The organism is Muricoccus vinaceus (assembly GCF_042433125.1).
Taxonomy (GTDB): domain Bacteria; phylum Pseudomonadota; class Alphaproteobacteria; order Acetobacterales; family Acetobacteraceae; genus Roseomonas; species Roseomonas vinacea.
Window position 1 is genome coordinate 157,998 of record NZ_JBHLVZ010000005.1, and the last position, 17,417, is coordinate 175,414.

The following is a 17,417-nucleotide window of genomic DNA, read 5'->3' on the forward strand; positions in this document are numbered from 1 at the left end:
CGGACTTGTCCATGCTCCCCCGGCACAGGGGAAACCAGATGCAGGGCATTCGATTCGAGGAACTCCGGCTGGGCCAGTCCGCCCGTTTCGCCAAGACCATCACGGAGGCGGACATCCTCCTCTTCTCGGCCGTCTCGGGGGACAGCAACCCGGTGCACCTCGACGAGGAAGCCGGCGCGGCCTCCTTCTTCGGGGGGCGCGTGGCGCACGGGATGCTCACGGCCTCCCTGATCTCCGGCCTGCTGGGCACCCGCCTTCCCGGCCCCGGCGCCGTCTATGTCTCGCAGACCCTGCGCTTCCGCGCGCCCGTCCGCATCGGCCAGACCGTCGCCGCCACCGCGGAGGTGACCGGGCTGGACCCGGAGCGGCGCCGCGCCACCCTTCGCACCCACTGCACCGCCGCCGGGGTTCTGGTGCTGGAGGGCGAGGCCGTCGTGATGATCCCCGAGCCCCTGCCCGGCCCCTCCACATAGCAGAAGTGAGCCGCCCTCGGCTGGATAGCGGCGTGGTGCGGTGCCACATTGCAGGGCATGGATCATGAAATGAAAAAGGTTTGCGTCTTCTGCGGCGCGAATTCCGGCGCCGACCCCGCCCATGCCGAGGCCGCCCGTGCCCTGGGCCACGCCATCGCCGCCCGCGGCCTCGGCCTGGTCTATGGCGGCGGCAAGGTGGGCCTGATGGGCGTGGTGGCCGATGCCGCGCTGGAGGGCGGCGCGGAGGTGGACGGGGTGATCCCCGAGCACCTGATGCAAAGGGAACTCGGCCACGGCTCCGTCACGCGCCTGCACGTCGTTTCCTCCATGCACGAGCGCAAGGCCATGATGGCCGCGCTGTCCGACGGCTTCGTGGTGCTGCCCGGCGGCTTCGGCACGCTGGAGGAGGCCTTCGAGGTCCTCACCTGGTCCCAGCTCGGCCTGCACCGCAAGGGCACCGTCTTCCTGGACGTGAAGGGCTACTGGAGCCGGCTGAACGCCATGCTGGACTCCATGGCCGAGGAAGGCTTCGTGAAGCACGAGCACCGCGCCCTGGCCCTGACCGCCGGCGATGCGGATCAGGCCCTGGACCAGCTCGCCGCCTTCCGCCCGCCGGAGGTGACGCGCTGGATCGAGCGCGTGGCCCAGGCCTGAACCGGCCTGCCATGGGTTGTCATGTCTGGACCGGCTGGCACGCCCTGCCGGAGGCGGCGCGGGGCGGCACGGTCGCGCTCGGCAACCTCGACGGAGTGCATGCGGGCCACCGCGCCGTGCTGGCCGCGGCCCATGCGGCCCGGCCCGACCTGCCGCTCGCCGCCCTGACCTTCGAGCCGCACCCACGGGAGCACTTCCGCCCCGAGGACCCTCCCTTCCGCCTGACCCTGCTGCCCGCCAAGGCCCGCGCCCTGGCCGATGCGGGCTGCGCGCATGTCCATGCCGTGCCCTTCGACGCCGCCCTGGCCGCCATGGAGGCGGAGGCCTTCTGCGACGTGGTGCTGCACGGCGCGCTGGGCGCCCGTCACCTGGCCTGCGGCGCCGACTTCGCCTTCGGCCACCGCCGCGGCGGGGACGCCGCCTTTCTCGCCCGCTGGGCGGAGGCGCGCGGCATCGGCGTGACCATCGTGCCGCATCTTTCCGACTCCGCAGGCCCGATCAGCAGCACCCGCATCCGCCGCGCCCTGCAGGACGGCTACCCCGAGCGCGCCGCCGCCCTGCTGGGCCGCGACTGGGAGGTGCGTGGCGAGGTCTTTCACGGCGACCGCCTGGGGCGGGAGCTGGGCTGGCCCACCGCCAATATCTGGCTCGGCCGCCACCTGGAGCCCGCGCGAGGCGTTTATGCCGTGTTCGCCAGCCTGGCGGACGGAAGCGTGGTGCCCGGCGTCGCCAATGTCGGCCGCCGGCCCACGTTGGGCGGCGACCCGCAGACCCGGCTGGAAACGCATTTATTCGACTGGTCCGGCGACCTCTACGGCCAGGAGGTCGGCATCCGCCTGCACCGCTTCCTGCGCCAGGACGCCACCTTCGACGGGCTGGATGCCCTGAAGGCCGCGATCGCGGCGGATGCCGTCCAGGCCCGGGCCGTGCTGGGCGCCTGATCTCCGCCCGCTCCGGCGCGCTCGGCGTGTAATATCCGTCCGCCCGGTGCCGTCCTGCGGCACGATGCACGTGGAGGCGCCTTCACAAACGGGGCGCGACCCTCCTAAGAGCAGCACGTGCCGGCAGGCGCGTGGTTTTCAGTGCTTCGTTCCGGCTCCGCCGACGCGGCCGCGCCGCCCGGCCCGACCATCGGCCCAACACAAGGATCGCCTTACCGTGTCGAAGAAGTTCCTCACCGACGTCATCCAGAATGCCTCCGACATGACCGGTGCGGCCGCGGGCCGCCTGGCAGCGGACATCATCGCGGCCATCAAGGCCGAGATCATCGAGACCGGCCGCTTCTCCCTCCCCGACTTCGGGTCCTTCACGGTGCGGGAAACCCCCAAGCGCACCGCGCTGAACCCCCGCACGGGCGAGAAGGTCGCGGTGAAGGCCGGCGCCACCGTGCGCTTCAAGGCCAGCCCCTCCCTCAAGGTCGCCGCCTTCGCGGGCGCCAAGAAGAACAAGCGCAAGGCGGCCAAGTCCAAGGCGGCCTGACCGCCGGCCTGAATGGCCCGCCGCCGTCGCCGCGCCGCGCCGCCCGCGCCACCCCGGGCGGCGCACGAGACCACGCTCTACGACGAGGTGAAGGCCCACCTCGAATCCCTCGGCTACGAGGCCAAGGGCGAAGTCTGTGGCTGCGACATCGTCGCGGTTCGCGCGGGCGAGCCACCCTTCCTGGTGGTGACCGAGATGAAGATGAGCTTCACGCTCGAACTTCTCCTCCAGGGCGTGGACCGGCTGGCGGCGGCCGACGAGGTCTGGCTCGCCGTCCGCGCCTCCCGCCGCGGGCGCGACCAGGATGGGCGGGTGCGCAAGCTCTGCCGCCTGCTCGGCTTCGGCCTGCTGGGCGTCGATCCCGGCCGGGGCGTCGAGGTGCTGGCCGAGCCCTCCCCCTACCGCCCGCGCGCCAATCCCCGCCGCCGTGCCCTTCTCCTGCGCGAGCACAAGCGGCGCCGCGGCGACCCGAACAAGGGTGGCGCCACCCGCACTCCCATCATGACCGCCTATCGCCAGCAGGCCCTCGACTGCGCCCGCGCGCTCCGCGACGGACCGGCCCGCCCGCGCGACATGGCGGCACAGGCGCCGGAGGCCGGGCGGATCCTGCTGCGCAACGTGTATGGCTGGTTCGAGCGCGTGGAGCGCGGCGTGTACCGCCTCACGCCCTCGGGCATGGCCGCGCTGCTGGCGCTGGAGACCTAGAAGGTCACCTCGCCCGGCTGCACCACGGCAACGGCCATCGCGTCCTCCACGATCCGCATCTCGCGCAGGCTCACGTCGGATCGCCCGGCCTCGATGGCCGCGCGGAAGGCGCGGTAGACCCCCGCATATTCCTTGTTCGGGCCTTCCGGCAGGATCACGGCGCCGTCCAGCAGCAGCGTGCGCACGCCGCGCACCAGCAACTCCCCGAAGGCGCCCCGGAGCGTGATGTCCCACACATCCTGCCCGCCCTTGCGCCACTCGAAAGCGACCTGGCCCGCGCCGCCTTCCCATCCCAGCCGCATGTCCACCATGGCGGGCGTCACGGCGCCTGGCGGCACGCGGAACCGTGCCTCCTCCACCCGGAACGCCGCCTCGGGCATGAGATGGCACAGGATCGACAGCGCGTTGATGCCGGGGTCGAAGACGCCGAAGCCGCCGGGCTGCCAGGGCCAGGTCTGGCCGCCATGCCAGCGCTCGAAATCCTCCCGCCACTCGATGGCGACGTGCTCCGGCGGCGGGTGCCCGGCCATGATCTCCCGCGCCCGCTCCACCGCCGCGTTGTGCTGCGCGTGGAAGGAGGTGACGAGCACCAGCCCGCGCGCGGCGGCGATGCCGCGCAGCTCCTCCAGCTCGGCCAGGGTGGTCGCGGGCGGCTTCTCCAGCAGCACGTGCCGTCCCGCCAGCAGCGCGTCCCGCGCCACCGGGAAATGCGTGCCCGTGGGGGAAGCGACGGAGATGGCGGCGACCTCGGGCTCCGCCTCCAGCAGCGCGCGGTGGTCGGCGTAGTGGTGCCCGGAGAAGCCCGGGATGGTGGCGCGCGGGTCCGCCATCGCGACGAGGTCGAAGCTGTGCCCTCCCAGCAGGGCCGGCACGTGCTGCGCCCGCGCGATCGCCCCGCATCCCACCAGGCCAAGCTTCACGTCGGGAACTCCTGCGTCATGGGAGCCAGCGGCAGTTGCAGGCAGAGGCTGCGCGCCGGCAGCACCTCCCGCCACTGCTGGATCAGGCGGCGATAGGCACGCCCGACCTGGCGGGGCCGGCGGTCGAGGTCGTAGAGGCCCACCGCGTTCACATGCCCGTTGTTCTCGCGCAGCGCCGTGTCCCAGTCCACCTGATCGGTCAGCGAGAACCAGGTGAAGCCCAGCACGGGCACCGGCGTCTCCCACAGCAGCAGCAGGTTGGCCCACTGCTTCCACAGCCAGTCCGTCGCGCTGCCGTGCCCGTTGTCGGCCAGGTTGGTTTCCGTGTGCATCAGCGGCAGGTGGTAGCGCGTGTAGTACTGCTGGATGATGGTGGCGTAGCCGTACACGTCGCCCGAGGCGCGCGTGCTGCAATCGTCCAGCACCAGGTGCTCGTTCGTCACGTAGTAGTCCGTGCCCAGCACGCAGTGCCGCTTCAGGTCTGTGCTCTGGAAGGTCGCGTATTCCGCGCGGGTCATGCCGTTGTCCAGCAGGTACTCGTACATCGGCGCGTCCACGGGATGCCCGTAATTCAGGTCGAGCGACAGGAAGCGCTCCGCGTTGCGCCGCCGCGCCTCCGGCCAGGCCGTGGGTGAGGCCGCATGGTACTGCTCGGCGGACTCGCTCTGGATGAACACCGCGTCCGGCCGCACCCGCAGGATGGCGCGCATGGCGCGGCGGTTGGCCTCCACCAGGTGCTTCATGGCGGTGACGAAGCCGCGCTCGCTGCGCATCTGCTCGTTCCACCAGCCATAGCGGGCGGAGAACAGGGCGCAGACATACATCTCGTTCACGGGGGTATAGAGCTGAACCCAGGGGAAGCGCCGGGCGAAGGCCTCGGCGTAGTCCTCGAACAGCCAGGGGAAGTCCGGGTTCTGGAAGTCCCCGATCCAGTCGGGCACGCCGAAATGGCAGAGATCGGCGATGGGATAGGTGCCCTGGCGCCGCAGAGCCGAGAAGGTCTCGTCGGCGAAGCTCCAGTCGTAGCGCCCGTTGCCCAGCCAGGTGGTGTGCAGCGGCGGGCCGTAGCGCAGCGTGTTGCAGCCGACCTCCCGCACCAGGGCGAAGTCCTCCGCCCAGCGGCGGAGATGGCCGCTGGCCTCCAGCTGGTCCACCCGCCGTCCGTCCACCCGCGGGTTGCTGTTCTCGATGCCTGTGGCGAACATGAACTGGGGCGCGGCGGCGCCGGCGGGCGCGTCTTGGAAGGTGTTGAGCATCGGGTCTCCTCGCAAGGTCCAGCGCCGGGGGATGGCCCGGGGTTGCCGCGCGCTCGCCGGGACCCCGCGCGGGGGGGCGCGCGACCGCGGCGGTGCCCGCATGTTTCCCTTTCCACAGGGCAATCGCGGCATGAACCGGATGGCACGGCGCGACATCGTGGCGATTTTTTGAACCGGCCGGCGGGAAAACATGGCGCGGTCGGCCATCGACCCGCTGTTCCGCTCGGCCGCCCCGGCCTTCGGGCCGCGCGTGATCGGCGTGGTGCTCACGGGCCTGCTGAACGACGGCGCCGCCGGGCTGCACGCGATCAAGGCGGCCGGCGGGCTGGCCGTGGTGCAGCACCCGCTGGATGCCGAGACCGGCGACATGCCCCTCGCCGCCCTGCGGGCGGCGGAGGTGGAGATCGCCGCCGGATGGCGCCTCGGCCCACGGCCGCTCGCGGAGCCCGTGGCCCTCACCTGCCCGCAATGCCATGGCACGCTCCCCGAGGTGACGGAGGCCGGGCCGCTCCGCTACCGCCGCCGGGCTGGCGACGCCTTCACCTCGGAGGCCCTGGGGCCGGCTCCGGAGGACGGGATCGAGGAGGCGCTCCGCATGGCCATGCGGATGATGGTGGAGCGCACCGGACTGATCGGCCGCATGGTCCGGGACGCACGGGAGGCCGGACGCAAGGCCGTGGCCGGGCTCCACGGGGCGCGCGCCGCCGAACACGCCCGGTACGCGGCCACCCTGCGCCGGGCTGTGACCCAGGGGCTCCGCCTGGCCCACGCCGGCACGAACGACATTTAGGGCGTGCGTCCGGGTTTTGACGACTGTATTCCCGGCTGGGGGCGGGAGGTTGGCGGCTTGGCGCGCGGGGAACTCGGCGGCGAGGACGAGGGGGCGGCGAGGCCGGTGGCGGTGGTGGGCCTCGGGGTGCCCGCGCCCGCCCTGCACTCCGTTCTGCGCTTCTTCTCGCTGATCCCGCCCGGCACCGGCGCGGCCTTCGTCATCCTCTCGGAGCCGGCGGAGGCGCTCGACCTGTCCGCCTTGCTCAAGATGCTGGACGGAGCCGGCGGCCCTCCGGCCCGGATCCCGCGCGACGGCGACCGCCTGGAGCCCGACCAGCTTCCCGTGGCGCCGGTTGGCGTGATGGCGACGCTGGAGGGTGGCCGGCTGCGGCTCTCGCCGCCGGAGGAGGCCCCCGGCCGCCGCGGCACGGTGGACACCTTCCCGGTTTCCCTGGCGGAGCAGCAGGGCGAATCCGCGGTCGGCATCATCCTGGCGACACTCCGCAATGCCGGCGGCCTGGGCATCGCCCGGCAGGTCGAGCGGGTGGTGGAGCGCCACGCGCCCGCCTATGTCGTCGTGGACGACGAATACCTGGTCCTGAACTTCTCCGGCCGCACCGGCCCCTATCTCGATCCCTCCGCCGGCACGGCCAGCCTCAACCTCCTGAACCTCGTGCACCGCGACCTCCGGCTGGACCTGCGCGCCGCGCTCCACCGCGCGGCGGCCGAGCGCAGGCCGGCCCGCGTGGCCCCCGTGCGCCTCGGCCCGGACGAGGACGCACGACGGGTGGGCCTCACGGTGGAGCCGCTGGGCGAATCGGCGGAGGAGCCCGCCAGCTTCGTGGTCCTGTTCCACGACCAGCGCAGCGACGCGGCCTTTCCCCCGGAAGAGCCCGCGCTCGATCCGGCGGTGCTGCGCGACGAGCTGGTCCACCGGCTGGAAAGCGAGCTCGCCGTCACCCGCGACCGCCTGCGCGCCACCATCGAGGAACTGGAAAGCACCAACGAGGAGCTGCAATCCGCCAACGAGAAGTTGCAGACCGTCAACGGCGAGCTGGCCCACGCCAACAGCGACCTCAAGAACCTGCTCGAATCCACCCCGATCGCGACGATCTTCCTCGACAACGACCTCCGGGTGAGGAACTTCACCCCCAGCGTGTCCGAGGCGTTCCACCTGATCGAGGGCGACCTGGGGCGGCCGATCACCCACATCGCCTCCCGCATGCCCTATCCGGAGCTGGAGGAGGACGTGCGGCGGGTGCTCCGCACGCTTTCCACCACCGAACGGGAGATCGGGCTGCCGGAGGGCGGCCGCTTCCTGGTGCGCGTGCTTCCCTACCGCAGCGTGGACAACCTCGTCCTGGGGACGGTGCTGACCTTTCTCGACATCACCGCCACCACGGCGGCCCAGGCCGCGCGCCGGACGGCGGAGGGCCGCGCGCGCCTGGCCACGGCGGCCGCCCGCATCGTGATCTGGGAGCTGGATGTGGCAAGCGGCCGCTTCACCCATTCGGATGGCTTCGAGACCGCCTTCACCTTCCTGCCCCCGCCCAGCCTTGCGGCCCTGCTGGCCACCACCCACCGGGATGACCGCGCCCGCCTGTCCGGGGCGCTCGACGATGCCACGGGCGGCGTCGGCGCGCCGCTCGACATCGAGGTCCGCATCCTGGCCCCGGCGGGCGAGGTCTGGGTGCATCTCAGCGGCACGCGGACGGGCGGCGTGATGCTCGGCGTCATGCAGGACGTGGACGAGCGCCGCCGCGGCGAGGCGAAGCAGTTCCTGCTGCTGGCGGAGCTGCAGCACCGGGTGAAGAATATCCTCGGCGTCGTTCGCTCCATCACCTCCCGTTCGCTGGCGGGCGCGGAAAGCCTGCAGGAGTTCGCCACCCGCTTCTCGGGCCGCATCGACGCCCTCGGCCGCACCCAGAGCGTGCTGGCCAACCGCGGCACCGAAGGCGTGGCGCTGGAGGCCCTGGTGCGCGACGAGCTGGCGGCGAGCCTCGGGCCGGACGGCCGCCAGCTCGACATCAGCGGCCCGCCCATCCTGCTGAAGGACCGCGCGGCGGAGGTCTTCGCCCTCGGCGTGCACGAACTGACCACCAACGCGCTCAAGCACGGCGCGCTGTCCCTTCCCGGGGGGCGGCTGGTGGTGCGGTGGCGCATCGTGAACACCAGCGGGGGCGGGCGGCTGGCCCTGGAATGGCGCGAGCACGGCGTCCGGATCCAGGCCGGCATGCCCGTCCGCACCGGTTTCGGCCGCGCCCTGATCGAGCGCGGCCTGCCCTACGACCTCGGCGCCGCGACCTCGCTCGACTTTGAGCCGGGCGGGGTGCGCTGCACAATGGAACTGCCGCTCGGCCCGCGCGTGATCGCGCTGGACGGCGCGCCCGCCCGATCCGGCAACGGGCACGACAAGGCCGCCGAAAGCGCGCCCGGAAGCGCGCCCGGAAACGCTGGGGAGAACAACAGCCCATGATGCTGGGCGAGCCATCGAGGATCCTGGCCGGGCGGTCCGTGCTGGTCGTCGAGGATCAGTACCTCATCGCGGACGAGATGCGGCGGATGATCGAGCGCCTGGGCGGGCGGGTGTTGGGCCCGGTTCCGCGGGTCCGCGCCGCCCTGGACATCCTGAAGACGGAGCAGGTGGACCTGGCCCTGCTGGACGTGAACCTGGATGGCGAGGAGGTCTATGCCGTGGCCGAGAGCCTCCGCGCCTCCGGGGTGCCCTTCGTGTTCATCACGGGCTACGACCCCTGGACCATCGACTCCCGCTTCAGCGGGGCGCCGCACCTGGAGAAGCCGGTCGGCATCCCCGCTCTCCTGGAGGCGCTGAACGCCGTGAAGTTCGCCTGAGCGCGCCCGGCCATGGCCGGGCGCGTGCCCTCACCCGGCCAGGCCCAGGGCGGCCAGGGTTTCCTCCTTTACCAGGCGGTCGGACAGGGGCAGGGAGATCGTGCAGCGCAGGCCGTCCTGCACGAAGTCGTGCCGGACCTCGGCGTTCAGCTCGTAGGGCAGGGTGCGCTCGAACATCTCGGTGCCGAAGCCGTGGTGCTCCGGCAGGCCGACCGCCCCCAGGCCACTTTCCCGCCAGCAGAAGATGAGCCGCGGCGTCTCCCCCGCGAGCCTCGCCTCCCAGTCCACGTCCACCCGCCCCTGGGGCGCGGACAGCGCGCCGAACTTGATGGCGTTGGTGGCCAGTTCGTGGATCGCCAGCGCCATGGTCTCGGCCGCCTTGGGGCGCAGCGTCACGGCCGGCCCCTCGATCCGCACCTGCCTTCCCTCACGGGCGGAAAAGGCAAGCAGCTCGTCCGCCACCAGCTGGGCCAGGTCGATCCCCCGCTCGGGGTTGCGGGTGACGGCGGCCTGCACGCGCGAGAAGGCGTCGATCCGCCCATCCAGGTGCATGGCCAGGTCGTCCAGGTTCCCGCTCGCCTGCACCGTGCGGCGGATGATGGAGCGGATCACGCTGAGCGTGTTGCGCACGCGGTGCTGCAGCTCGCCCAGCAGCAGGCGCTGGTGCTGGCCCATGCGGCGCAGCTCGTCCACGTCGGTGGAGGTGCCCAGCCATTCCACCACTGTTCCGTTCTCGTCGCGCACCGGGGTCGCGCGCGTCTGGAACCAGCGATAGCACATGTCGCCGCGGCGCAGGATGCGGAACTCCGCCTCGAAACCCTCGGAGGTTTCCGACTGGCGCCAGGCCGCCATCGCCGCTTCCCGGTCCTCGGGGTGCAGGGCCGCCAGCCAGCCATGGCCCAGCGCCTCCGCCTCGGGCAGGCCGGTGTAGGCGCGCCATTGCGGGCTGGACCAGGTCCATTCCCCGCCCTCCGATGCCCGCCAGACCAGCTGCGGGATGCCCTCCACCAGGGAGCGCAGCCGGCGCTGACCTTCGCGCGCCATGGCCTCGGCGCGCGCGTGCTCGGCGGCCTCCCAGATGCGCTCCGCCGCGTCGCGCAGCAGCACGCGCTCGGCCGGCCGCCAGGCGCGCGGGCCGGTGTCCACCGCGTGGAACCAGGCCGCCAGCCGCCCTGCCTTGTGCAGGGGAATGGCGGCGCGGGCGGGCGGGCCGCCCGGCGCGCCCTCGACGAAAACATCCCGCCCCCCGGCCGGCGGCGGCGCGGAGGCGGCGCCAGGGCCAGGGCGCGCGGCCGTCGTGCCGTCCCCATCCGCCGCCCCCGGGGCACCGACGCTGGCCGAGGCCAGGCCGAGATGGCCCCGGACCATCTCCGAGCCCGCCTCCATGATCGCCTCCGGATCGCCCAGCGGACGCAGGCGGTCGGCCAGGGCCAGAAGAAAGGCGCCGCGCGCCTCGTTGTCCCGCAGGTTGCCCTCGGCGCGCACGCGGCGGGTGGTCTGGATCACGGTCGAGAAGAGGCCCGCCACCTTGCCCGTCGCGTCGCGCAGCGGGCTGCAGGAGAAGGTGTAGCGCTCGTCCTTCTGGTCGCCTCCGGTGGACCGCACCGCGAAATCCTCGCGCGAGACGGTTTCCCCGCGCTCCGTCACCTCGGCCACCAGCGGCCGGATCACCTCCCAGGCATAGGGCCAGAACTCGCTCAGCGGTCGCGCGAAGGCCTCGGGGTGGCGCTCGCCCACCAGGGGGATGGCGGCGTCGTTGTAGATCTGGACCAGCCCTTCCCCCCAGGAAACGAAGCAGGGGAAGGCGGAGGCGAGGCAGAGTTCCACCGCCGTCCGGAAGCCCGGCGGCCAGCCGGACTCATCGCCCAGCGGGGTGCTCGACCAGTCCGTGGCGCGCGCCAGGGCAGCCGTGATCCCGCCGCCGGGCGGCCATCCCGGCGAGGCCGTGAACTCGTTCATGGCTGTCCCATGCGGGCGTGGGTTCCGGCCCCGGCCCGAGGGCGAAGGATGGCCGTGGCGGAGGGGCCACCAACTGCGGTTCGCCTCGCGGGCGGAAGCCGCGCGCGGCTTCGGGACCTATTCATTCGCATCGAGATGCCGTCCATCACCATCGAGGTGAAGGTAGTTGGGATTGAACTGCGCCGCGTCCTGCAACGCGCGAAGGTCGGGGATCGTCAGCGTTCTGCCTTTCAGCGCGATCAGCTTCGTGGAACGCAGCTCCTGCAGCGTGCGGTTGACGTGCACGACCGAGAGTCCCATCGCGTCCGCCAGCCCCGCCTGGGTGAGCGGAAGGTCGCAGGCATGGCCGTCGGTCAGCCCCACGGCGCGCAGGCGTATGAAGATCTCGCACAGCAGGTGCGCCATGCGCTCCATCGCGTCGCGCTGGCCCAGGCTCACGATCCATTCGCGCTGAATGGCGGCGTTGACGAGGGAGTCCCACCACAGGGCCTGGATGATCCGTGGGTACTTCGCCGCGATCTCCTCGATCCGCCGCCGGGGGATCTGGGCAAAGGTCACGGGCGTGAGGGAGCCGACGGAATGGTCCATCTGCCGGACAAGGAACAGGTGGCTGTCGCAGACGTCGCCCGGCAGGCAGAAGGAGATGATCTGCCGGCGCCCGTCCTCCAGGTGCTTGTAGCGGCAGGCCCAGCCGGAAAGGATGAGGTTCAGCGTCTGCGGCCGGTCGCCCTCGCGCATGATGTCGCCGCGCGGCCCGATCTGGCGGACCCCCTCCGCCGCGGCGAGGTTCAGGACCTGCTTGTCCTCGGCCGAGAAGCGGGCGAACTGTTCCAGCTTGAGGATGATCGGATTCGAAGTCAGGGGGTCCATCAACACTCCGGCCAGGCCTTTCAAGCCAAGGGCAGCCTTAGGACGATCAATCTTCGCCCGGATTAACCTATGTAGTTCGCGGGCAAGTGCGTTCGGCGCGAGCAACGGACAGGCGAGGACGCCAATTTCCAGAACGCGCCGTCATGGGAAGCCAAGCCAGATGAGAATAACCGTTGCGCGGCCGGAAAACCAGCTTTCCGGGGCCCAGTCCCTGGAGGGGCAGAGGGTGCTGGTGGTGGAGGACGAATTCTTCATTGCCGACGACCTGGCCCAGGCACTCCGCCAGCAGGGCGCGGAGGTGATCGGCCCCATCGCCCGGCTCGGCGCGGCCATGGCGGCCCTTTCCGCCCCCGGCACGATCGACTTCGCGGTGCTGGACGTGAACCTGGATGGCGACCCGGCCTTTCCCATCGGCGACGCGCTGCGCGCCCGCGACGTGCCCTTCGTGTTCGCCACCGGCTACGAGCGCGAATTCATCCCGCCGCGCTTCCGCGACGTGCCCTACTGGGAGAAGCCCTTCGATGCCGGCGGACTGGCGCGCGCCGTGTGCGGCCTGTCCCGCCGCGCAGGCCCGGCCCATCCGCCGTCCCGCGGTCTGCCCGGCGAAGCCTTCCCGAACGGGCCCGCTTTCTAGCGCATGTTAGGGCAGGGCAGCGGGCTGCTTGCTTTTCTGCGGTGATGAAGACAGGTCCCTGGCCGGACGACCTGAACCGGCGAATCCTGCAGCTCAAGCTCATTCTGTCGCTGTCGGTGCAGGCCGGCGGGCCGATGAGGCTGGGCGTGCCATGCCTTCCGGCGCAGCGACCGGGCGGCGTGGCACCCGGTTCGTCGCAGGGGCGCCACATGGCTGGCGTAAAAGGCGGGCCGGCGAGGCAGGCGGGTGCCTCAAGCCGGCCCTAGGCCGCCGGCGCTTGGAGGAGCGCGCGACGGCCTGCCGTGCTTATAGCCCATCGCGGCGGCAAAGGCGACTCCCCCGAGCGGCCGGCGCTCCCGGCGCGCCGGCCCCCCGCGGCCGCATGCCGGCACGCGCCCTCGCGCGCGGGGAAAGGCCGGAACACCGAAATTTCGCCTCCTCTATCAAACGTTAAGGGCTGAACCGCAGCGCTGGCGAATCATTCCCGTCCGGTCGGTTGGCCATCCATGGGAAAGGAGTTGTGCCATGCGCCAGGTTCCCCCTCCCCCGCACGCTCCCTGCTCGCCGGCGGCTTCCCGCGCCGGGGGACCGGCATGATCGCGCCGGTCCCGCACGGCGCCGCCCTGGCGTCGCCCGGCCTGCCCTCCGCCCTGCCGGGCGGCGAGGACGGGTATTCGGAAGGCGATGCGCGCGGCGCCTTTCTCAAGGGTTTGCGCACGGCCCATGCGTGCGGCATCGATCTGGCCGGGTCCGCCGGTGCCTGGGCGCGCCGCGCGCAGGCGGATTCCCTGGCGGATGCCTTCAGGCTGATCCAGGAGGAAGCGGAGGAAGCCTTGCACCGCGTCGAATACATCCTTTCCGGCCTGCGGCGGGGCGCACGGGGCGGCGCCTCCTGGATCGGCCGCGCCCTGCCCCCGCCGGCCGAGGATGGCCCGGCACGGGCGGGCGACGACGCGGCGCTCGCCGCGGCCGCGACGCGCGTGCTCGGGCGCATGGCGCAGGAAACGCGCTGGCTGGAGCAGCTCGCGCACGACCTGGCGGAGTTCCAGGCCGCGCGGCTCCTGCGGATGTCGGCCGACGAGCAGGCCGCGGGGGCGAAGCGCCTCGCGGACCTAATGGCGGGCGCTGGCCCAGCCCGGCCCAGACCCCCCGGTCCCTGACCCGGGCGATTAACCTAAGATAGTGTCGGAGGACACCTTCGCGTCTAGCTTCGTGAGAACTGGCGCTGTCGGTGGGAAGGCCTGCCTTTCGCCCATCGAGATGGAACTACCCTGCTTGACGCGCCTTGACCGCACGCCCGAACGCCAGCTCCTGGTCCGCCGCTTGGCAAGCGCGACCATTCTGGACGAAGCTGAGCGCGAGGCGCTGATAAGCCTGCCCATGCTTGTCCGCGACTTCGCGGACGGGCAGGACCTTGTGCGCGGCGGCGACCGGCCGCAGCACTGCTGCGTGCTGCTCAGCGGCTTCGCCTGCCGCTACCTGCTGCTGGCCGACGGCCGCCGCCAGATCGCCGCCTTCCACCCGCCCGGCGACATCCCGGACCTGCAGAGCCTTCACCTTCAGGTCATGGATCACTCGGTCGGCGCCATGATGCCAACCGTCGCCGGCTTCATCCAGCACGAGCATGTTCACCGCATCACCTCCCAGCATCCCCGGCTGATCCATGCCTTCTGGCGCGAAACCCTGATCGACGCGGCGATCTTCCGCGCCTGGATGGTGGGCCTGGGCCGGCGCACCGCGCATGAGCGCATCGCCCATCTCATCTGCGAGATGCTGCTCCGCTTCGACGCGGTGGGCCTGGCGGAGAACCGCACCTTCCGGCTGCCGGTCACGCAGAACGACATCGCGGACGCGCTGGGGCTGTCCAATGTCCACGTGAACCGCGTGCTGCAGGACCTCCGGCGGGACGAGCTGATCTCCTGGCAGCGGCCGGACGTCGCGATTCTCGACTGGGACAGGCTGCGAGACCTGGCGATGTTCGATCCCGCCTATCTGCACATGCGCAGCCTGCCCGGGGCAGGGGCCGCGGAACCGGGCGAGGAGCACTAGGCCCGCGGTTCAGCCCGCCCGCACCTCGTTCTCCAGCGGCTCGCCCCGCTCGAAGGCGGTGACACTGGCCAGCGTCGTCGCGCAGATCGTCCCGATCGCCTCCCGCGTGAAGAAGGCCTGGTGGCCGGTCAGCAGCACGTTGGGGAACGAAACCAGCCGCTGGATCAGGTCGTCCGTGATGATGTCGGAGGACAGGTCGCGGAAGAACAGGTCCGCCTCCTGCTCGTAGACATCGATGGCCAGCCCGCCCAGCCGCCCGTCCTTCAGCGCATCGATCACCGCCTGCGTGTCCACGAGCCCACCGCGGCTGGTGTTCACCAGCAGCAGCCCGGGCCGGACGCGCGACAGGCTTTCGGCGTTCACCACGTGCCGCGTCTGCGGCGTCAGCGGGCAGTGCAGCGACAGCACCTCCGCCGCCTCCATCACCTGGTGCAGCGGGAGGTAGGTCCCGCCGGCGGCCTCGAAATCCCCGTGCGGGTGGATGTCGTGCCCGATCACCCGGCAGCCGAAGCCGGCCATGATCCGCCCGAAGGCGCGCCCGATCTTCCCGGTGCCGATCACCCCCACCGTCCGCCCGTGCAGGTCGAAGCCCATCAGCCCGTCCAGCTCGAAGTTCCCGCTCCGGGTCCGCTCATAGGCGCGGTGCAGGTGCCGGTTCAGCGCCAGGATCAGCCCGACCGTGAACTCCGCCACCGAATGGGGCGAGTAATCCGTCACCCGCACCACGCGGATGCCGTGCCGCGCCGCCGCCTCCAGGTCGATATGGTTGAAGCCGGTGGAGCGGGTGGCGACCAGCCGCGTCCCGCCGGCCGCCAGGGCCGCGATGACCGACGCGCTCACGTCATCGTTCACGAAGACGCAGACCGCCGGGTAGCCCGCCGCCAGCGCCAGCGTCCCCGCCTCCAGCCTTGCCTCCTGGAAGGTCAGGCCGTGGCCATGGGCGGCATTCGCCTCGGCCAGCATGACCCGGTCGTAGCGCCTGGCGCTGAACACGGCGACCTTCATGCGAAACCCCTCCGCCGCGGGGGTGCCCCCCGCCATTCGCGCGCATCCTGACCACGGAAGGACCGGGCGCAAGCCGCGATGGGTGATGCCTCGGCTTGCCGCATGATCTGGATCAAGGCAGCCGGACGCGGATCGGCGCTTGTTCCACCGGCGCCGTGTCCCGCCGGAAAAAAGGTCCCAAACCGGCGGGCGGGGGGCTATACTCACTTTTCCGTTTGGAAAGTGGGGGCACGGCGTCATGACCCAAATCTGCTCCGAATGCGTGGTCCGGGACCGTTCCATCTGCGGCAGCCTGTCCGACGCCGAACTGGAAACCCTGAACCGCCTGGGTCGCGCCCGGCACCTGCAGAAGGGTGAAACCCTGCTCTGGGCCGGGGAGGAGGCGGTTGTCTGCGCCAACCTGCTGTCCGGCGTCCTCAAGGTCAGCGCCGCCACCTCGGACGGGCGGGAGCAGATCGTGGGCCTTCTCTACCCCTCCGACTTCGTCGGCCGCCCCTTCGCCGAGGAAGCGGAGCAGAGCGTCACCGCCCTCACCGCGGTCGATCTCTGCGTGTTTCCCCGCAAGCCCTTCGAGACGGCGCTGGAGAACCACGCGCGCCTGGAGCGCCTGCTGCTGCGCCGCACCCTGGCCGCGCTGGACGAGGCGCGCGCCCGCATGCTGCTGCTCGGCCGCAAGACCGCCGGGGAGAAGGTCGCGACCTTTCTGCTGGACATGGCCGGGCATCTCGGCCAGCGCTGCGCGGCCGGCGGCACCAGCTTCGACCTGCCCCTCACCCGCGCCGAGATCGCCGACGTGCTGGGCCTGACCATCGAGACGGTCAGCCGCCAGATGACCAAGCTGAAGCAGGAGGGGCTGATCGACCTCCCCTCCGGCCGGCAGGTCACCATCCGCAACCGCCACGCGCTGGAGGAACGGGCCGAGGCCGCCTGAGCGTCAGACCGCTGCCCGCTCCTCCAGGAAGCTGCCGAGCACCGCGTTGAAGGGCCCGGGCGCCTCGATCCCCGGCAGGTGCCCGGCGCCGGGAAGCTCCACGAAGCGCGACCCCGGGATCACCCCTGTCAGCCCGCGCATGATCCCGGGTATCGCGCCGTCCGCCGCCCCCGCGACCATCAGGACCGGCACGGCGATGCCCGGCAGGTCCTCGCGGATGTCGTAGGATTGCAGGGCGCGCGCGCAGGCCACGAAGCCCGCTTCAGGCGTTGCCTCGATCATGGCGCGCACGCGCCCGATGGCAGGGTTGCCCTGCACGAAGGATTCCGGCGCGAACCAGCGGCGAAGCGTGACCTCGGCGAAGGCCGACATGCCCTCGCGCGCGGCGAGGTCGATCCGCTCCTGCCACATCTGCGCGCCGTTGGGCGGCGAGGCGGGCTGCCCGTCCACGGGCACCACCGCCGCCACCCGCGGCTCCGCCCGCGCGGCCAGCAGCATCGCCGTTGCCGCGCCGATGGAATCGCCCACGAAGGTCGCGCGCTCGACGCCGAAATGCGCCATCAGCGCAGCGGCGTCGTCGGCAAGCTGCCGGATGCTGGCCGGCGCATCCGGCACCTCCGTTCCGCCATGCCCGCGCTTGTCGTAGCGCAGGATGCGGTGGCCTGCGGCGAAGGCGTCCACCTGCGGATCCCAGAGCCGCATGTCCGTGAGCAGCGAGTTGCTGAACACCAGCCAGGGCGCCCCCTCCGGCCCGTCCAGGCGGCAGGAGAAGTCGAGCCCGTTCACCCTCACCCGCTGCGTTCCATCGACCATGCCGCGTCTCCCCGAAGCGTCGTCCGGGCCTGCCCGGCGCGGCGA

General features: G+C 71.8%; 18 protein-coding genes. 12 read left to right on the forward strand and 6 right to left on the reverse strand.

The window, feature by feature from the left end; genetic code table 11:
* Window positions 1-38 precede the first annotated feature (38 nt).
* From ACFFIC_RS07275 to ACFFIC_RS07295, 5 genes are all read left to right on the forward strand, one after another.
* Complete coding sequence (locus tag ACFFIC_RS07275; protein WP_377049503.1) at window positions 39-473, forward strand: MaoC family dehydratase; 435 nt, start codon at window positions 39-41, stop codon at window positions 471-473.
* 69 nt (window positions 474-542) lie between these two features.
* Window positions 543-1,127 (forward strand): LOG family protein, encoded by a 585-nt coding sequence (locus ACFFIC_RS07280; protein WP_377049504.1) that lies wholly within the window; start codon window positions 543-545, stop codon window positions 1,125-1,127.
* An 11-nt stretch (window positions 1,128-1,138) separates the two neighbouring features.
* A complete protein-coding gene (locus tag ACFFIC_RS07285) occupies window positions 1,139-2,068 on the forward strand; it encodes a bifunctional riboflavin kinase/FAD synthetase (protein ID WP_377049505.1) in 930 nt (309 codons plus the stop codon).
* Window positions 2,069-2,285: 217 nt separating this feature from the next.
* Window positions 2,286-2,606 (forward strand): HU family DNA-binding protein, encoded by a 321-nt coding sequence (locus tag ACFFIC_RS07290; protein WP_377049506.1) that lies wholly within the window; start codon window positions 2,286-2,288, stop codon window positions 2,604-2,606.
* Between the two features lie 12 nt (window positions 2,607-2,618).
* A complete protein-coding gene (locus tag ACFFIC_RS07295; RefSeq protein WP_377049507.1) occupies window positions 2,619-3,311 on the forward strand; it encodes a DUF2161 domain-containing phosphodiesterase in 693 nt (230 codons plus the stop codon).
* Here ACFFIC_RS07295 and ACFFIC_RS07300 read toward each other — a convergent pair.
* Window positions 3,308-4,231, reverse strand: a complete 924-nt coding sequence (locus ACFFIC_RS07300; RefSeq protein ID WP_377049508.1) for a Gfo/Idh/MocA family protein — start codon at window positions 4,229-4,231, stop codon at window positions 3,308-3,310. The genes ACFFIC_RS07295 and ACFFIC_RS07300 overlap by 4 nt on opposite strands.
* Window positions 4,228-5,487 (reverse strand): family 1 glycosylhydrolase, encoded by a 1,260-nt coding sequence (locus ACFFIC_RS07305; RefSeq protein ID WP_377049509.1) that lies wholly within the window; start codon window positions 5,485-5,487, stop codon window positions 4,228-4,230. Before ACFFIC_RS07305 ends, ACFFIC_RS07300 begins: the two co-directional genes overlap by 4 nt.
* 190 nt (window positions 5,488-5,677) lie before the next feature.
* Between ACFFIC_RS07305 and ACFFIC_RS07310 the strand changes: the two genes are divergently transcribed.
* Genes ACFFIC_RS07310 through ACFFIC_RS07320 form a run of 3 tightly spaced genes read left to right on the forward strand, consistent with a single transcriptional unit; the run spans window position 5,678 to window position 9,111 of the window.
* Window positions 5,678-6,277 carry a chemotaxis protein CheB gene (locus ACFFIC_RS07310; protein WP_377049510.1) on the forward strand — a complete coding sequence of 200 codons (600 nt, stop codon included), beginning with the start codon at window positions 5,678-5,680 and terminating at the stop codon, window positions 6,275-6,277.
* 57 nt (window positions 6,278-6,334) lie between these two features.
* Window positions 6,335-8,734, forward strand: a complete 2,400-nt coding sequence (locus ACFFIC_RS07315; protein WP_377049511.1) for a PAS domain-containing protein — start codon at window positions 6,335-6,337, stop codon at window positions 8,732-8,734.
* Complete coding sequence (locus ACFFIC_RS07320) at window positions 8,731-9,111, forward strand: response regulator (RefSeq protein WP_377049512.1); 381 nt, start codon at window positions 8,731-8,733, stop codon at window positions 9,109-9,111. Before ACFFIC_RS07315 ends, ACFFIC_RS07320 begins: the two co-directional genes overlap by 4 nt.
* Window positions 9,112-9,141: 30 nt before the next feature.
* Here the strand turns inward: ACFFIC_RS07320 and ACFFIC_RS07325 are convergent, their stop codons facing one another.
* Together ACFFIC_RS07325 and ACFFIC_RS07330 are read right to left on the reverse strand one after the other, a co-directional pair.
* Window positions 9,142-11,070 carry a sensor histidine kinase gene (locus tag ACFFIC_RS07325; RefSeq protein ID WP_377049513.1) on the reverse strand — a complete coding sequence of 643 codons (1,929 nt, stop codon included), beginning with the start codon at window positions 11,068-11,070 and terminating at the stop codon, window positions 9,142-9,144.
* Window positions 11,071-11,187: 117 nt separating this feature from the next.
* Window positions 11,188-11,940 carry a Crp/Fnr family transcriptional regulator gene (locus ACFFIC_RS07330; protein ID WP_377049514.1) on the reverse strand — a complete coding sequence of 251 codons (753 nt, stop codon included), beginning with the start codon at window positions 11,938-11,940 and terminating at the stop codon, window positions 11,188-11,190.
* A 160-nt stretch (window positions 11,941-12,100) separates the two neighbouring features.
* Here ACFFIC_RS07330 and ACFFIC_RS07335 point away from each other — a divergent pair, with 160 nt between their 5' ends.
* The 3 genes from ACFFIC_RS07335 (at window position 12,101) to ACFFIC_RS07345 (ending at window position 14,623) form a co-directional block, all read left to right on the forward strand.
* The gene (locus tag ACFFIC_RS07335) at window positions 12,101-12,574 is read left to right on the forward strand and encodes a response regulator (RefSeq protein ID WP_377049515.1); all 474 of its coding nucleotides are present in this window, start codon (window positions 12,101-12,103) and stop codon (window positions 12,572-12,574) included.
* Window positions 12,575-13,167: 593 nt separating this feature from the next.
* Window positions 13,168-13,734, forward strand: a complete 567-nt coding sequence (locus tag ACFFIC_RS07340) for a hypothetical protein (protein WP_377049516.1) — start codon at window positions 13,168-13,170, stop codon at window positions 13,732-13,734.
* Between the two features lie 115 nt (window positions 13,735-13,849).
* Window positions 13,850-14,623, forward strand: coding sequence for a Crp/Fnr family transcriptional regulator (locus ACFFIC_RS07345; RefSeq protein WP_377049517.1), 774 nt, complete (start codon window positions 13,850-13,852; stop codon window positions 14,621-14,623).
* 9 nt (window positions 14,624-14,632) lie between these two features.
* Here ACFFIC_RS07345 and ACFFIC_RS07350 read toward each other — a convergent pair whose 3' ends face one another.
* The gene (locus tag ACFFIC_RS07350; protein ID WP_377049518.1) at window positions 14,633-15,664 is read right to left on the reverse strand and encodes a 2-hydroxyacid dehydrogenase; all 1,032 of its coding nucleotides are present in this window, start codon (window positions 15,662-15,664) and stop codon (window positions 14,633-14,635) included.
* A 202-nt stretch (window positions 15,665-15,866) separates the two neighbouring features.
* Between ACFFIC_RS07350 and ACFFIC_RS07355 the strand changes: the two genes are divergently transcribed.
* The gene (locus ACFFIC_RS07355; RefSeq protein WP_377049519.1) at window positions 15,867-16,559 is read left to right on the forward strand and encodes a Crp/Fnr family transcriptional regulator; all 693 of its coding nucleotides are present in this window, start codon (window positions 15,867-15,869) and stop codon (window positions 16,557-16,559) included.
* A gap of 3 nt (window positions 16,560-16,562) precedes the next feature.
* Here ACFFIC_RS07355 and ACFFIC_RS07360 read toward each other — a convergent pair whose 3' ends face one another.
* On the reverse strand, window positions 16,563-17,372 hold the full coding sequence (locus ACFFIC_RS07360) for an alpha/beta fold hydrolase (RefSeq protein ID WP_377049520.1): 810 nt from the start codon (window positions 17,370-17,372) through the stop codon (window positions 16,563-16,565).
* Between the last annotated feature and the right edge of the window lie 45 nt (window positions 17,373-17,417).

What these genes read in the sequence shown, in the direction of transcription:
- ACFFIC_RS07275 (WP_377049503.1), top strand. Translation starts at nt 39, where the DNA reads ATGCAGGGCATTCGATTCGAGGAACTCCGGCTGGGCCAGTCCGCCCGT.
- ACFFIC_RS07280 (WP_377049504.1), top strand. Translation starts at nt 543, where the DNA reads ATGAAAAAGGTTTGCGTCTTCTGCGGCGCGAATTCCGGCGCCGACCCC.
- ACFFIC_RS07285 (WP_377049505.1), top strand. Translation starts at nt 1,139, where the DNA reads ATGGGTTGTCATGTCTGGACCGGCTGGCACGCCCTGCCGGAGGCGGCG.
- ACFFIC_RS07295 (WP_377049507.1), top strand. Translation starts at nt 2,619, where the DNA reads ATGGCCCGCCGCCGTCGCCGCGCCGCGCCGCCCGCGCCACCCCGGGCG.
- ACFFIC_RS07305 (WP_377049509.1), bottom strand. Translation starts at nt 5,487, where the DNA reads ATGCTCAACACCTTCCAAGACGCGCCCGCCGGCGCCGCCGCGCCCCAG.
- ACFFIC_RS07310 (WP_377049510.1), top strand. Translation starts at nt 5,678, where the DNA reads ATGGCGCGGTCGGCCATCGACCCGCTGTTCCGCTCGGCCGCCCCGGCC.
- ACFFIC_RS07320 (WP_377049512.1), top strand. Translation starts at nt 8,731, where the DNA reads ATGATGCTGGGCGAGCCATCGAGGATCCTGGCCGGGCGGTCCGTGCTG.
- ACFFIC_RS07325 (WP_377049513.1), bottom strand. Translation starts at nt 11,070, where the DNA reads ATGAACGAGTTCACGGCCTCGCCGGGATGGCCGCCCGGCGGCGGGATC.
- ACFFIC_RS07330 (WP_377049514.1), bottom strand. Translation starts at nt 11,940, where the DNA reads ATGGACCCCCTGACTTCGAATCCGATCATCCTCAAGCTGGAACAGTTC.
- ACFFIC_RS07335 (WP_377049515.1), top strand. Translation starts at nt 12,101, where the DNA reads ATGAGAATAACCGTTGCGCGGCCGGAAAACCAGCTTTCCGGGGCCCAG.
- ACFFIC_RS07340 (WP_377049516.1), top strand. Translation starts at nt 13,168, where the DNA reads ATGATCGCGCCGGTCCCGCACGGCGCCGCCCTGGCGTCGCCCGGCCTG.
- ACFFIC_RS07350 (WP_377049518.1), bottom strand. Translation starts at nt 15,664, where the DNA reads ATGGCGGGGGGCACCCCCGCGGCGGAGGGGTTTCGCATGAAGGTCGCC.
- ACFFIC_RS07355 (WP_377049519.1), top strand. Translation starts at nt 15,867, where the DNA reads ATGACCCAAATCTGCTCCGAATGCGTGGTCCGGGACCGTTCCATCTGC.
- ACFFIC_RS07360 (WP_377049520.1), bottom strand. Translation starts at nt 17,372, where the DNA reads ATGGTCGATGGAACGCAGCGGGTGAGGGTGAACGGGCTCGACTTCTCC.